Genomic DNA, 13,125 nt, shown 5'->3' on the forward strand with positions numbered 1-13,125 from the left:
GCAACTATAACTCTACGGTTCTTAGCCGTGGGCGGGGCGTAGTGGATCAGTGCGGTGGGGGTTGGGATTCGGCGCGGTCGAGTTCTTCGTCGAGGGCGATGGCCGCGGCGATCAGGGCCAGGTGGGTGAAGGCTTGGGGGAAGTTGCCCAGCTGTTCGCCGGAGGGGCCTATTTCCTCGGCGAACAACCCGACGTGGTTGGCGTAGGTGAGCATCTTGTCGAAGGCGTAGCGGGCCTGTTGGACACGGCCCGTTCGGGCCAATGCTTCGACGTAGTGGAAGCTGCACAGGTTGAAGGTGCCCTCGGTGCCGCGCAGGCCGTCAGGTGAGGCTTCGGGGTCGTATCGATATACCAGGCTGTCGCTGACCAGTTCCTTGTCCATCGCGTCGAGGGTGCTCAGCCACATCGGGTCGTGCGGGGACAGGAATCCCATCCGCGGCATGAGCAGCAGCGAGGCGTCGAGGACCTCGGTGGCGTAGTGCTGGACGAACGCTCGGCGCTTCTCGCTCCAGCCCCGGTCGATGATCTGACGGAAGACCGCGTCGCGTTCGGCGGTCCAGCGGGCCAGGTCGGCGGGCCTGGCGTGCTCGGTCGCCATCCGGATGCTGCGGTCGAAGGCCACCCAGGTCATCAATCGGCTGTAGGTGAATTCCTGACGACCGCCGCGGGTTTCCCAGATGCCCTCGTCGGGGCGGTCCCAGTTGTCGGCGAGCCAATCGATGAGGCCGGTGAACGTCCGCCAGCCCGCGATGGCGGCCGTTCCGGATGCCTGCGCCAATGCGTCGGCGGCCTCGCCGTAGATGTCGAGCTGGATCTGGTCGGCGGCTCCGTTGCCGAGCCGCACCGGCGCCGAACCCCGGTAACCCTCGAGATGAGTCAGGGTCACTTCCGCCAGCTCGGGGTCACCGTCGACCCGGTACATGATCTGCAAGGGCTCGCCGGAGGCGGTGGCGCCCGCGTCGACCCGGTCGCGCAACCAGACCCGGAAGGCATAGGCCTCCTCGGTGAAACCCAGATCGGTGAGCGCCCGCACCGACAGCGACGCATCGCGGATCCAGGTGTAGCGATAGTCCCAGTTGCGTTCGCCACCGATCTGTTCGGGCAGACCCATGGTGGCCGCGGCGATCGGGGCGCCACTCGGGGCGTAGGTGAGCAGCTTGAGGGTGATCGCGGAGCGGTTGACCATGTCGCGCCAGCGTCCGCGATAGGTGGACGAGCGCAACCAGGTCTGCCAGAACAAGCGGCACCGGTCGAATTCGTGGGCGATCGATTCCCACGCGGGCGGCGGCGAGACAGCCGCGTCGGCGGGCGCGGTGGTCAGTACGACGGCGGCTCGTTCACCGGCGGACAACGTGAATCGCGCGGTGATGTCCACACCGTCGCCGATCAGCTCGATCGCGTCGGTGGACTGCAGGTGCAGATCGGCGGTGGGAGAACGGAAGACGGCGGTTCGTTCGTCGAACAGATCGAGGGTGTGCGTGGCACGGGCGTAGTCGAACCGGGGGCGGCACGCGAGGGTGAACGTCAAACTTCCGCGCACCACCCGCGCGACCCGCACCAGCCGGTGCCGGTCGGCGGGTTCGGTGCCGCGGATCGGTTCCATGAAGTCGGCGACCTCGCCGACACCGTCGGGCCCGGAGAAGCGCGTCAGCAGGATGGCGGTATCCGGCAGGTACAGCTGCCGGATGGTCACCGCGCTGGTGGTGGGTTCGACGGCGAGCGAACAGTGTCCGCCCTTCTCGCTGTCGAGCAGCGAGGCGAACACGCTCGGCGCGTCGAAGCGGGGCGCGCACCACCAGTCGATCGTGCCCTCGGCCGACACCAGCGCCGCTGTCTGCAGGTCGCCGACGATGCCGTGCTCGTCGATCGGCGGATACGAGTTCACGCACGCTCCTCGCGTCGGACCGCTCGTCCGGGCGGTCGGCGAGTTTGAGGTAACCAGCGAACGCCGGCGACAGCCTCACCCGGAACGGGTGAATCCGCCGCTCGTCAGGCGCGCACGCGCCGCCGGGATCGAGCCGCTGTGGGCTCCGGTGCGAACGAGGTGAGGCCGACCTCGCGGTATCGGCCGACCAGGCGTTCGTATTTGCGTCGGTTGCGGGCCATCGGTGAGTCGGTGACCGCGGCGGGGAGCCGGGTGTAAGCGACGCGGAAGACGGTGGTGAGGACTCGGAATCGGCGGTCGTGGCGCGCGGTCCAGGTGATCGGCATCTTGGCGCGCACGTCGGGGTGCATGATGCCGCAGCCGAGGATCATCGCGACCTGGCCGAGGGCGGGCGCGCTCAGCCACCAGAGTGGGGCGGCGACAGCGGGCAGGAAGTCCGGGCGCGGGGCGCGCCGGACGGCGGTGGTGGCCGCTTCCAGTGCCGGGGTGGCGCGCAGTTCGGTGATCATGCGGTCGTAGTGGGCGGTCAGTTCCGCGTAGTTCGCGATCGGTTGCGAGTTGCCGGGCAGGTGCAGGCCGCGGGTCTTGCCGCGATAGTGATCCCAGATGGCCTGGTCGGTGGCCGGTGACGGGGTGTCGCCGGTCAGTGCCAGGTAGGCGCCGCGCTGGACGAAGAAGGTGGAGTAGAGGATCCAGTTCCAGGCGTGGGGGTTGAGCGCCGAATAGCGTTCGCCGTCTGGGCCGACGCCTTTGACGTCGCGGTGCAGGAGCATCAGGCGCTGCGACTCGGCGTCCCGGTCAGCGTCTTCGCCGTGGTAGATCAGCTGATCCGCCGCCGCCGTGCGCACGGCCCGCGCCCACGGTTGATACCGCGAACGTCCGGTGGCCTCTAGCGCGGCCGAGACCGGGGGCAGCATCGGCTGGTCGAACAGGGCGACGCCGAACAAACCGAACAGGACCGAGCCGCCGACGCTCTCGAATCGTGCGACGGCGCGGCGCGATTCGCGATCGCGTGACGCGCGAGTGAGCGATGCGGCCGGGGCTTCGCCCGAGGACGCCGAGGTGACGTCGACCGAGCGGAATTCCTGGTGTGGCACAGGACAGGTCATCGGTGAACTCCTTTGTTCAGCCACTGGTTCTGGTGCAGGACGGCACCACAAACTAGTCTGGTGTCAGAGTGCACCAGAACTGACGGCTGGTCAAGAGTGCCGGTGGACTACGCTGACTCGCGACGAAGGGGAAGGGCGGCCATGCACGACGACTCCGATGACGCGGCGCCCTCGCGCGTCTACGGTGGCGTGGCGGCGGACGAACGCCGATCCCGCCGCCGTGGCGCGCTGTTCGACGCCGCGCTCGAGCTGCTCGCCGAGGGTGGGGCGCCCGCCGTCACCAAACGGGCTGTCTGCGTGCGGGCCCGGCTCAACGACCGCTACTTCTACGAACAGTTCACCGACCGCGACGCCCTGCTCACCGCGCTGGTCGAGGAGCACACCGCCCTCGGCATCGCCGCGGTGGTCACCGCCACCCACAACGCCGACCCGGATCTGCACAGTCAGGTGCGCGCGGCGGCCGACGCGTCACTCGGCTTCCTGCTCGCCGACCCCCGCCGCCCTGCCCTGCTCCTCAACGCCCACAGCACCGAGGCACTCCAGGGCGCGCGCCTGACCACCCAGCACGCGATCGCCCGCGCCATGTCGGCGGTCGGCCGCGAACTCGTTGCCGAACCCGCCGCCCCACTCGACGCCGACATGATCGCCTACAGCGTGGTCAGCGGGGTCCTGGAACTGGTCGCCGCCTGGATGCGCGGCGAGTTCGACACCACCAGAGAACATCTCACCGACCTCATCGCCGGGCAGCTCCTGCAGTCCGAGAACCGGGCGGTCCCACCGATCATCGGCGCGAAGTCGGCGACGTAGGACGGACCCGGTCAGCTGTCCGCGGCACGGCGTGCCGCGACGCGGGCCCACAGTCGCGGGTCGGTACGGGGGCCGCCGGGAGTGGACGCGCCGTAGCGGGCGATCTCGGCGGGGAGGTCGAGGGGTGCGGTCATGGCGGTGCCGGGGGCGAGGGCGTCTTCGACGTGGGCATCGGGGACGAGCCAGCACACCTCGAACTCGAGGCCGTCGGGGTCGCGGGCGTAGAGGGCCTTGGTCGAGCCGTGGTCGTTGGCGCCGGTCAGTGCCTTGGATTCCGTCAAGCGGTCGCGTACGGCGGCCAGTTCGGACAGCGTTTCGACTTCCCACGCGACGTGGTACATGCCGACCGCCCCGGCGGGCGCCGCCGGCATCCTGGCCTGGAACAGGCCGAGGTCGTGATCGTTGACGGAACCGGGGTGCCGGAGGAACGCGCCGCCGGGGAAACCCTCGGACAGCCGCTCGAACCCGAGCACCTCCTCGTAGAACGCGACACTGCGTGCCAGGTCCGCGACGAACAGCACGATGTGGTTGATTCCCCGCATCTGGCGGTGACCTCCTGGATCAGTCGACAGTCACGGTGAAGGTAGCCCACGCGCGGACGACCACGTTGCCCGACGCGTCGGCGCCGGCCAGGGTGACATCGACGCGCGATTCGCCGTCCTGCACATAACTCTGGATGATCTGGCCCGAGCAGGACATGACGTCGCCGGGTGGCAGCGGCCGCACCGACCTGGTGCGGAAACGGCGGATCGACTCGGCGCCGAGCCAGTCGGTCGCGTAGGTCGCCAGCAGGGCCGCGGCCTGTGGCGAAACCTGATCGCCCGCAAGGGTTTCCGCCGCCGCCCACGACTCGGCGACGAGGCCGCCGGTGCGGTCGAAGTAGCGGGTCAGCGATTCCGCGGCGGCGACAGCGGGCTGGCCGGGGGCGCCCGCGCGGATCGCGGTCAGCTGGTCACCGGCGCGCGGCGGCGGACCGAAGAACCGGTGATCGGTCTCGACCCGCTCCCCCACTCCGGATCCGTCGGCGGGCAGGAAGGTCGGGGGCACGACGGGCCGGTCGGCGAGCCGGTAGGCCGGATTGTCGGAGCGGGCCGCTTGCGCGAACAGCCGGATGGCATCGGTGTCCAGTACCACCGCGACGTTACCCATGATTCACTCCTGCTCGTCGAAAACCGATGCCGTCACGGTAGGACGGCCCGCGGGTTGTGATCGGTTCCTCTCCCGGTCATCGGGACACCGGCCGACCGCCACGAAAACATGTCCGCTGACCGGGAACACCACGCCCCGAGGACCCCCGCGCGGCGCGACCATCGGCGCAGCTCATCCCCACTCCGTCCGAACATGGAGGTTTCGATGCCGGAGAACTCGCCGAACGGCCGATCGCAGGACACCACCGCCGACTACCGGCAGATCGAGGCCGCCGCGGCGCCGACTCGGTTCGCCCGCGGCTGGCACTGCCTCGGCCTGCTCTCGTCGTTCCGCGACGGCCAACCGCACGAGGTGAAGGCTTTCGGCACCATGCTCGTGGTGTTCCAGTCCGAATCCGACGGCGCGCTACACGTGCTCGACGGCTACTGCCGTCATATGGGCGGCAATCTCGCCCGCGGCACCATCAAGGGCGATTCGATCGCCTGCCCGTTCCACGACTGGCGCTGGGGCGGTAACGGCAAGTGCACGGCCATTCCGTACGCGCGCCGGGTGCCCCCGCTCGCCAAGACCCGCACCTGGCCGACGCTCGAGCGCAACGGCCAGCTCTATGTCTGGCACGATCCGCAGGGCTCCAAGCCCACCGACGAGGTGACCATTCCCGAGATCGAGGGCTACGGCACCCCGGAATGGACCGACCTGACCTGGAATTCGATTCTGATCGAGGGCTCGCACTGCCGTGAGATCGTCGACAATGTCGTCGACATGGCGCACTTCTTCTACGTGCACTTCTCCTTCCCGCGGTACTTCAAGAACGTCTTCGAGGGCCACGTCGCCACCCAGTACATGCGGTCGACCCCGCGCCACGATGTCACCGTCGGCACCAGCTACGACGACCCGGATTCCGCCTTGCGCTCGGACGCGTCGTATTTCGGTCCGTCGTACATGCTCGATTGGCTGTGGAGCGAATCCAACGGGATGACAATCGAGACCGTGCTCGTCAACTGCCACTACCCGGTCGACGAGAACTCGTTCGTGCTGCAGTACGGCGCGATGGTCAAGAAGCCGCAGGGCATGTCCGACGAGGACGCCAACGCGATGGCGGCGCAGTTCGCGCAGGGCGTCGAGTACGGCTTCGAGCAGGACGTCGAGATCTGGAAGAACAAGGCGCCCATCGACAATCCGTTGTTGTCGGAGGAGGACGGCCCGGTGTACCAGCTGCGCCGTTGGTACAAGCAGTTCTATGTCGACGTCGATGACGTCACCGAGGACATGACCAAGCGGTTCGAGTTCGAGATCGATACCGAACGCGCGGTGACGAGCTGGGAGGCCGAGGTGGCCGACAACATCGCCCGCGGCGCCGTCATCAACACCATGTCCTGACCCCCGACCACTCCGAACAGAAAGCATCACCGAAGATGACCAGAGTTCTCGACAACATCGCCGCGATCGCGGACAAGCTGCGCGATCAGGCCACCGAGGCCGAGCGTCTCGGGCAGCTCCCCGACGCCACGGCGCAGCTGCTCAAGACGGCGGGCCCGATCCGCCTGCTGCAGCCGAAGAAGTACAGCGGCTACGAGGCGCACCCGCGCGAGTTCGCCGAGACAGTGATGGCCACCGCCGCGCTCGACCCGGCCAGCGGCTGGATCGCCGGCATCGTCGGCGTGCACCCGTGGCAGCTGGCCTTCGCCGATCCGAAGGTGCAGGACGAGGTGTGGGCCGACGACCACGACACCTGGATGGCCTCGCCCTACGCGCCGACCGGCATCGCCCGTCCGGTCGACGGCGGCTACATCTTCAACGGCCGCTGGCAGTTCAGCTCCGGCACCGACCACTGTGACTGGATCTTCCTCGGCGCCATGCTCAGTGATACCGAGGGCAAGATAGCCATGCCGCCGACGATGCTGCACATGATCCTGCCGCGCCAGGACTACCAGATCGTCGAGGACTCCTGGAATGTGGTCGGTCTCAAGGGCACCGGGTCCAAGGACATCATCGTCAAGGACGCGTTCGTGCCCGACTACCGGGTGATGAACGGCGACCACGTCATCGACGGCACCGCGCAGAAGGAATACGGGGTCACCGAGACGCTGTACAAGATGCCGTGGTCGACGATGTTCCCGCTGGGCATCAGCTCCGCGGTGGTCGGCATCGCCGAGGGCGCGCTGGCCGCGCACCTGGACTACCAGCGCGATCGGGTCGGCGCGCAGGGCACCGCGGTCAAGGACGATCCGTACGTGCTGTTCGCCATCGGCGAGGCCGCCGCCGACATCAACGCCGCGCGCCAGGAACTGCTCGCCAACGCCGACAAGATCTTCGACGCCGTCGACGCGGGCAAGGAGATCAGCTTCGCCGAGCGGGCCGCGGTCCGGCGCACCCAGGTCCGCGCCGCCTGGCGCGCGGTCTCGGCCGTGGACGAGATCTTCGCCCGCTCCGGCGGCAATGCCATGCGGCTCGACAAGCCGCTGCAGCGCTACTGGCGCGACGCGCACGTCGGCCTCGCGCACGCCATCCATGTGCCGAGCACGGTGTACCACGCCTCGGCCGTCAGCTCCCTCGGTCTCGAGCCCGCGGCCACTCTGCGCTCGATGATCTGACCCGAATACCAAGAAGGACAACGGAAATGACAGACATCAAAGGCCTCGGCTACGTCAAGATCCAGACCGCCGACATGGACCGCTGGCGCAAGTTCGCGTTCGAGGTGCTCGGCTTCGCCCAGGGCAGCGGGCCCGACGAGGACGCGCTGTACCTGCGGATGGACGAGCGCGCGGCGCGAATCACGATCGTGCCGGGTGACAGCGACGCCATCGTGACGATCGGCTGGGAAGTTCGCGACCACGCGGCGCTCGTCCGCGTGCAGGAAGCCGTCACGGCCGCCGGGATCGCGGTGAAACCGCTGTCGGTCGAAGAGGCCGACGCGCGCCGGGTCGAGGAGGTCATCACCTTCCAGGATCCGACCGGCGCCACCCTCGAGATCTTCCACGGCGCGGTCCTCGATCACAGTCCCGTGGTGACCCCGTTCGGCGCGAAGTTCGTCACGGGCGCACAGGGCCTCGGCCATGTCGTGCTGCCGACCATGGACCCCAACGGCGCGTTCGGCTTCTACACCGACGTGCTCGGATTCCTGCCGCGCGGCGCCTTCCGCATTCCGGCGCCGCCGGAGTTCGGCCCGATGCGGGTGCGGTTCCTCGGTGTCAACGAGCGCCACCACAGCCTGGCACTGTGCCCGGCTCCGCACGGCGGCGCGCCCGGCCTGGTGCACATCATGGTGGAGGTCGACTCGCTCGACGCGGTCGGTCAGGCCCTGGACCGGGTGACCAAGGACGGCTTCTCGGTGTCCTCGACGCTGGGCAGGCACACCAACGACAAGATGGTGTCGTTCTACGTCCGCGCGCCCGGCGGCTGGGACATCGAGTTCGGCACCGAAGGCATGCGGGTCGACGAGACCTACTACAGCGCCGAGGAGATCACCGCCGACAGCTACTGGGGCCACGACTGGTCCGGTAGCGAGCCGCTCGCGGCGATGTAGTCCGCCCACAGCCCACGACGGCCCCCGGTCCGAGCACCCCGCTCGGACCGGGGGCTGTCGTCGTTTTCAGACGAAACCGACGAATCATGTGACAACGACCACAACGGATGGTATGAATAGGTATATGCCTAATCGAAATATGCGAGTGGGCATCAGCTCGTAGATCCGAATGGAGAGCTCATGGTCATCCAGGCCGAGGCCACCACCCCGAGCGCGATCCTCGATCGCGCGTCCCTGCTGCTCGACGCCTTCGACGGCCCGGGCAGGCTCACCCTCGCCCAGATCGTCCGGCGCACCGGCCTACCCCGGTCCTCGGCGCATCGCATGCTGGACCGGCTGGTGCAATTGCGCTGGCTACGTCGCGAGGGGCGCGACTACGAGCTGGGCATCCGCCTGATGGAACTCGGCTCGCTGGCGGTGCATCAGGACCGGCTGCACCGCGCGGCGATGCCGTTCCTGCACGAGCTGCACCGGGTCACCGGGTTCGTCGTGCACCTGGCGGTGCTGGACGGGCCCGACGTCGTCTACCTCGACAAGGTCGGCGGTGAACTGTCGGCCGTGGTGCCCACCCGCGTCGGTGGCAGGCGGCCGGCGGCCTGTACCGCGGTCGGCAAGGCGATCCTGGCCTACTCCGACGAGCGCCGCGTCGCCGAGGCCCTCGCAGGCCAGGCCGGTGCGCGGACCCGCTACTCGATCACCAGCAAGGCCCAGCTCGACACCGAACTGGACAAGGTGCGCGCGCACGGGATCGCCGTCGAACGCGAGGAATCGCTGCCCGGCTTCGGCTGCATCGCCGCGCCCATCGGCGATCTCGGCGAGGCCGCGGTGGCGGCGGTATCGGTGTGCGGGCCGGTGGATCGGATGCTGTTCGATCACCGTCTCAGCGCGCCGATCCGCACCACCGCGCTCAATATCTGGCGCCACGTCGACGACGGGCGGGTGCGGGTGCATCCGACGTTGCAGCAGCATCCGCGTCCGCTCGGGGCTTCGCGTCCGTACGCGGACCAGCGTGGGCCGCGTACGGCGTGATCACGCGTCGCCCGGTCGCCGTCCGAACGCGGGCGGCGACCGGCGCGAGGTCTCAGACCGTCCGGTTCAGCGGTTCGCGGACGATCAGTGCGATCAGACCGGACTGTTCACGCAGAAGCTGTGACAGACGCGGTCGCGGACGATCACGTCAGGGCATTCGGGATCGAACCAGCGGTCGACGTGCGCCCAGTGCACGGGATGCATCAGATAGGGGCCGGTGAGCGCGTCGAGGTCGGTGAACTCCTGTTCCCAGACGTGCGTCCATGGCGAGAGTCCGGTGCCGCGCGTGACCCGGCTCAACTGCCAGGACCGGATGCCAGGCAGGTAGTCGGGCATCCGCAGCAGGTCGGCTTCGAAGCGCTCGACCGTCGCGCGCGGTGTGTCCGGCGCGACTCGTAGCAGCAGTACCCGGTACACCGACCCGGTAGCGTCCGGCTCGGCGATACCGGCTGTGCCGCCCTGGTATTCGGCGCCGTCGACATGGGCGACCGGGTTCTCGCTCAGCAGCGCGTCGATCTCGGCCACTGGCCCCGTCCAGTCGGCGGAACGGTCGAAACGCAAGTGCACCAGGACGTCACCACCGTTGCGCACGCCCGGCAAGGTCGGCTCGACCAGCACGCGACGCGCTGCCGGGGCGGCGATTCCACGCAGCCGGGCCATCAACCGGTCGCGCGCCGTGTCATCGGTGTCGGGTGAGAGATGAACCAGCCGAGTCACGTCAAACATTGCCGAGCCTTTCGATATCGGCAGCGAGCGCACCGGTCGAGCGAGTCCGTTCCACGATCAGCTCCGCCGCCGAAGCCCACCACTGCCGCACCGACTCGTCAGGACGCCCCTTCCAGGTCATCGCCCACCACCCCGGCGCGCCGTCGAGCACCCAACTGGCGATGACCGTGTTCGACTCGTCCGGAAACCACACGGGCGGACTCACCACGATCCTTTCGAGGGTCATGCCGCGTTCGCGCGCGCCCGGCGCGTAGTCGCGCAGATAGGCGTCGACGAATTCCCTGGCTCGCCCTGGCTTCGTCACTACGGTGTCGATCACGTAGACCTTCGTGGCTTCCATCCACCGACCGTAGGTAGCCGCCGACCGGGCATCGACCTGGTGTTTCCGCCCAGTGGGAGAACGCGGTTTCACGATCGTCGCCAACTATATGACATTCACAGCCATCTTGATAGTCTCTGTCATATCGGGTGATACTTTCACCATGGACGCGGCGGATCGTTCGCCGCACAGTTCTCGAAGGGTGGTGCGCAGTGTCACTGCGTGATCGGCAGCGTCGTCGGGTTCGCGACGAGATTCAGCGGGCGGCCTACGCGTTGTTCGCACGATCGGGATTCGAGGTGGTGACCACCGAGCAGATCGCGACGGCGGCCGGGGTTTCGCCGAGTACATATTTCCGGCATGTGCGGAACAAGGAGGATCTGCTCCTGGAACCGGTGCGGGAGGGCGGGAGCGGTATCGCCGGTTTGCTGGAAACCCGCCCAGGAACCGAGCCGGCCGATGTCGCGTTGGCGGGGGCGATCCTGGCGCGCTCGACGTCGTTGGCGGTCGAGGAGCTCGAGCAGTGGCGGGCGGCGTTCATGACCGCACCGCATCTGCTGGAGCGGGTCGCTTTGGTCCCGCCCGATCATCGGGTCCGCCTGGTCGAGCTTGTCGCCCACCGGATGTCGCGCGATCCCGAGACCGATCCCACGCCGGGGCTGTTGGTGCATCTGATGCTCGCGGCCGCGGAATTCGGCCTCCTGCGATGGCTACGTGCCCAAGACCCGGCGGCCTCGCTGCCGGTGTGCATGGAAGCCGCTCTCGCCGCGGTCCAGGACCGCCGATGGCGTCGCGCGCAAGCGTGATCGCCCTGCCTCCCATCATGTTTCACAGACAGGAATTCACCAGCGATGCAACAAGAACATAGCGATACCGACACCGTGGACGTGCTGGTAATCGGTTCCGGCGCCGCCGGGATGACCGCCGCGATCGCCGCTGCCCACCACGGGCTTTCGGTGCTCGTGGCCGAAAAGGCCACCCGCTGGGGCGGGTCGACCGCCCGGTCCGGAGGCGGAGTCTGGATTCCAGGCAATTCCGTGCTGCGCCGGGACGCGCCCGATGACGACCTCGAGGCCGCGCGCACCTACCTCACCACCATCATCGGCCCGGTGGTCGACCAGGACAAGATCGACACCTACATCGACAACGGGCCGGCGGTGTTCGACTTCCTCACTGCCCACAGCCCGTTGAGGATGCGGTGGGTGCCCGGATACAGCGACTACTACCCCGAGACCGAAGGTGGGCGCGGCCACGGCCGCTCCGTCGAACCTGTCCCCTTCGACGCCACAGTGCTGGGTGCGGAGTTGGCCACTCTCGAACCCGATTACTCCAAGGCCCCCCGCAACTTCGTGCTGACCCAGGCCGAATTCCGTCAGATCCACCTCGGTGTGCGCAATGCTCGTGCGCCCTGGTCCGCGATCCGAATCGCCACCCGTTGGCTCACCGCCCGTATCCGGGGCCGCCATCTGCTCGCTCGCGGGCAGGCGTTGAGTGCCATGTTGCGCAAAGGGATGCTCGATGCCGGGGTCCCGCTACTGCTCGACACCCCGCTCCTCGAGTTGATCCGTACCGGTGACCGAGTCACCGGCGCGATCGTGCGCCGTGGCGGCGACGAACACCGCATCACCGCGCGAGCCGGGGTGATCCTGGCGTGCGGCGGCTTCGAACGCAATCCCGCTGTCCGTCAACAGCATCAGCGCGCACCCATCGGCTCGGACTGGACTGTCGGCGCCGCCGCCAACACCGGGGATGGAATCGCGGCCGGTGCCGCGGTGGGCGCGGCGACCGGTTTCATGAATGACGCCTGGTGGGGGCCATCGATCCCGCTACCTCGTCAACCGTGGTTCTGTCTGGCCGAACGAAATCTGCCCGGCAGCCTCATCGTCAACGACCGCGGCGAGCGGTTCATGAACGAATCATTGCCCTATGTCGATGCCGTACACCGCATGTACGGCGGCGAAAACGGACAGGGCGACGGTCCTGCGGAGAACCTGCCCGCGTGGCTGGTCTTCGACCAGCGCTACCGCAACCGCTACCTGTTCGGCGGCCTCCCGCCACGCCAGCCCCTGCCCCGGCGGTGGTTCGACGCCGGCGTGCTCACCCGCGCCGCCACCATCAGCGAACTCGCCGACAAGATCGGCGTCCCTACCGAGCAATTCACTGCAACGGTGACCCGGTTCAACACCTTCGCACGCACCGGCGTCGACGAGGACTTCGGTCGAGGCGAGAGCGCCTACGACCGCTACTACGGTGACCCCCGTCAACACCCCAATCCCAATCTCGGAGCCTTGGCCACAGGTCCCTACTACGCCGCCCGCATTGTGCCCGGCGACCTCGGCACGAAAGGCGGCCTGGTCACCGACACGCACAGCCGAGTCCTGCGTGCCGACCACACCGTCGTCGAAGGCCTCTACGCTGCCGGCAACACCGCTACGCCTGTCATGGGCCACACCTATGCCGGGCCCGGCGCCACCATCGGACCCGCCATCGTCTTCGCCTATCTCGCCGCCCATCACATCGCCACGACCGGGAACCGCGGATCCGAACAACATGTAACGCAACCGCATTGAACGAC

General features: G+C 68.2%; 13 protein-coding genes. 7 read left to right on the forward strand and 6 right to left on the reverse strand.

Annotation, left to right across the window (positions count from 1 at the left end; all coding sequences use genetic code 11):
• Window positions 1-46 precede the first annotated feature (46 nt).
• Window positions 47-1,885, reverse strand: a complete 1,839-nt coding sequence (locus ACQHI0_RS14140; RefSeq protein WP_427908396.1) for a glycoside hydrolase family 15 protein — start codon at window positions 1,883-1,885, stop codon at window positions 47-49.
• 104 nt (window positions 1,886-1,989) lie between these two features.
• Window positions 1,990-2,994, reverse strand: coding sequence for an oxygenase MpaB family protein (locus ACQHI0_RS14145; protein ID WP_427908397.1), 1,005 nt, complete (start codon window positions 2,992-2,994; stop codon window positions 1,990-1,992).
• Window positions 2,995-3,135: 141 nt separating this feature from the next.
• Between ACQHI0_RS14145 and ACQHI0_RS14150 the strand changes: the two genes are divergently transcribed.
• Window positions 3,136-3,801 carry a TetR/AcrR family transcriptional regulator gene (locus ACQHI0_RS14150; protein ID WP_427908398.1) on the forward strand — a complete coding sequence of 222 codons (666 nt, stop codon included), beginning with the start codon at window positions 3,136-3,138 and terminating at the stop codon, window positions 3,799-3,801.
• Between the two features lie 11 nt (window positions 3,802-3,812).
• Here ACQHI0_RS14150 and ACQHI0_RS14155 read toward each other — a convergent pair whose 3' ends face one another.
• Both ACQHI0_RS14155 and ACQHI0_RS14160 read right to left on the reverse strand, forming a co-directional pair.
• Complete coding sequence (locus ACQHI0_RS14155) at window positions 3,813-4,343, reverse strand: VOC family protein (protein ID WP_427908399.1); 531 nt, start codon at window positions 4,341-4,343, stop codon at window positions 3,813-3,815.
• 19 nt (window positions 4,344-4,362) lie between these two features.
• On the reverse strand, window positions 4,363-4,950 hold the full coding sequence (locus ACQHI0_RS14160) for a hypothetical protein (RefSeq protein ID WP_427908400.1): 588 nt from the start codon (window positions 4,948-4,950) through the stop codon (window positions 4,363-4,365).
• 204 nt (window positions 4,951-5,154) lie between these two features.
• Here ACQHI0_RS14160 and ACQHI0_RS14165 point away from each other — a divergent pair, with 204 nt between their 5' ends.
• The 4 genes from ACQHI0_RS14165 to ACQHI0_RS14180 all read left to right on the forward strand — a co-directional run bounded on the left by ACQHI0_RS14165 (window position 5,155) and on the right by ACQHI0_RS14180 (window position 9,505).
• Window positions 5,155-6,330 (forward strand): Rieske 2Fe-2S domain-containing protein, encoded by a 1,176-nt coding sequence (locus ACQHI0_RS14165; protein ID WP_427908401.1) that lies wholly within the window; start codon window positions 5,155-5,157, stop codon window positions 6,328-6,330.
• 35 nt (window positions 6,331-6,365) lie between these two features.
• Entirely contained in the window at window positions 6,366-7,544 is a 1,179-nt protein-coding gene (locus ACQHI0_RS14170) for an acyl-CoA dehydrogenase family protein (protein WP_427908402.1), read from the forward strand.
• Window positions 7,545-7,570: 26 nt separating this feature from the next.
• Window positions 7,571-8,476: a biphenyl-2,3-diol 1,2-dioxygenase gene (bphC, locus tag ACQHI0_RS14175; RefSeq protein WP_266289632.1), complete on the forward strand. Its 906-nt coding sequence runs from the start codon at window positions 7,571-7,573 to the stop codon at window positions 8,474-8,476.
• A 180-nt stretch (window positions 8,477-8,656) separates the two neighbouring features.
• Window positions 8,657-9,505, forward strand: coding sequence for an IclR family transcriptional regulator (locus ACQHI0_RS14180; RefSeq protein ID WP_427908403.1), 849 nt, complete (start codon window positions 8,657-8,659; stop codon window positions 9,503-9,505).
• Between the two features lie 93 nt (window positions 9,506-9,598).
• Here ACQHI0_RS14180 and ACQHI0_RS14185 read toward each other — a convergent pair whose 3' ends face one another.
• Together ACQHI0_RS14185 and ACQHI0_RS14190 are read right to left on the reverse strand one after the other, a co-directional pair.
• On the reverse strand, window positions 9,599-10,231 hold the full coding sequence (locus ACQHI0_RS14185) for a Dabb family protein (protein WP_427908404.1): 633 nt from the start codon (window positions 10,229-10,231) through the stop codon (window positions 9,599-9,601).
• Complete coding sequence (locus ACQHI0_RS14190) at window positions 10,224-10,571, reverse strand: hypothetical protein (RefSeq protein ID WP_427908405.1); 348 nt, start codon at window positions 10,569-10,571, stop codon at window positions 10,224-10,226. The genes ACQHI0_RS14185 and ACQHI0_RS14190 overlap by 8 nt, the downstream gene beginning before the upstream one ends.
• A gap of 191 nt (window positions 10,572-10,762) precedes the next feature.
• Here ACQHI0_RS14190 and ACQHI0_RS14195 point away from each other — a divergent pair, with 191 nt between their 5' ends.
• Window positions 10,763-11,356 (forward strand): TetR/AcrR family transcriptional regulator, encoded by a 594-nt coding sequence (locus tag ACQHI0_RS14195; RefSeq protein WP_427908406.1) that lies wholly within the window; start codon window positions 10,763-10,765, stop codon window positions 11,354-11,356.
• A 45-nt stretch (window positions 11,357-11,401) separates the two neighbouring features.
• Window positions 11,402-13,120, forward strand: a complete 1,719-nt coding sequence (gene kstD, locus ACQHI0_RS14200; protein WP_427908407.1) for a 3-oxosteroid 1-dehydrogenase — start codon at window positions 11,402-11,404, stop codon at window positions 13,118-13,120.
• The last annotated feature ends 5 nt before the right edge of the window (window positions 13,121-13,125 follow it).

It is taken from the genome of Nocardia sp. FBN12 (genome assembly GCF_050320175.1).
GTDB lineage: Bacteria > Actinomycetota > Actinomycetes > Mycobacteriales > Mycobacteriaceae > Nocardia.

Excerpts from the sequence above, each read along its gene's own strand:
- ACQHI0_RS14145 (WP_427908397.1), bottom strand. The coding sequence starts at position 2,994 with ATGACCTGTCCTGTGCCACACCAGGAATTCCGCTCGGTCGACGTCACC.
- ACQHI0_RS14150 (WP_427908398.1), top strand. The coding sequence starts at position 3,136 with ATGCACGACGACTCCGATGACGCGGCGCCCTCGCGCGTCTACGGTGGC.
- ACQHI0_RS14155 (WP_427908399.1), bottom strand. The coding sequence starts at position 4,343 with ATGCGGGGAATCAACCACATCGTGCTGTTCGTCGCGGACCTGGCACGC.
- ACQHI0_RS14160 (WP_427908400.1), bottom strand. The coding sequence starts at position 4,950 with ATGGGTAACGTCGCGGTGGTACTGGACACCGATGCCATCCGGCTGTTC.
- ACQHI0_RS14165 (WP_427908401.1), top strand. The coding sequence starts at position 5,155 with ATGCCGGAGAACTCGCCGAACGGCCGATCGCAGGACACCACCGCCGAC.
- ACQHI0_RS14170 (WP_427908402.1), top strand. The coding sequence starts at position 6,366 with ATGACCAGAGTTCTCGACAACATCGCCGCGATCGCGGACAAGCTGCGC.
- bphC (WP_266289632.1), top strand. The coding sequence starts at position 7,571 with ATGACAGACATCAAAGGCCTCGGCTACGTCAAGATCCAGACCGCCGAC.
- ACQHI0_RS14180 (WP_427908403.1), top strand. The coding sequence starts at position 8,657 with ATGGTCATCCAGGCCGAGGCCACCACCCCGAGCGCGATCCTCGATCGC.
- ACQHI0_RS14185 (WP_427908404.1), bottom strand. The coding sequence starts at position 10,231 with ATGTTTGACGTGACTCGGCTGGTTCATCTCTCACCCGACACCGATGAC.
- ACQHI0_RS14190 (WP_427908405.1), bottom strand. The coding sequence starts at position 10,571 with ATGGAAGCCACGAAGGTCTACGTGATCGACACCGTAGTGACGAAGCCA.
- kstD (WP_427908407.1), top strand. The coding sequence starts at position 11,402 with ATGCAACAAGAACATAGCGATACCGACACCGTGGACGTGCTGGTAATC.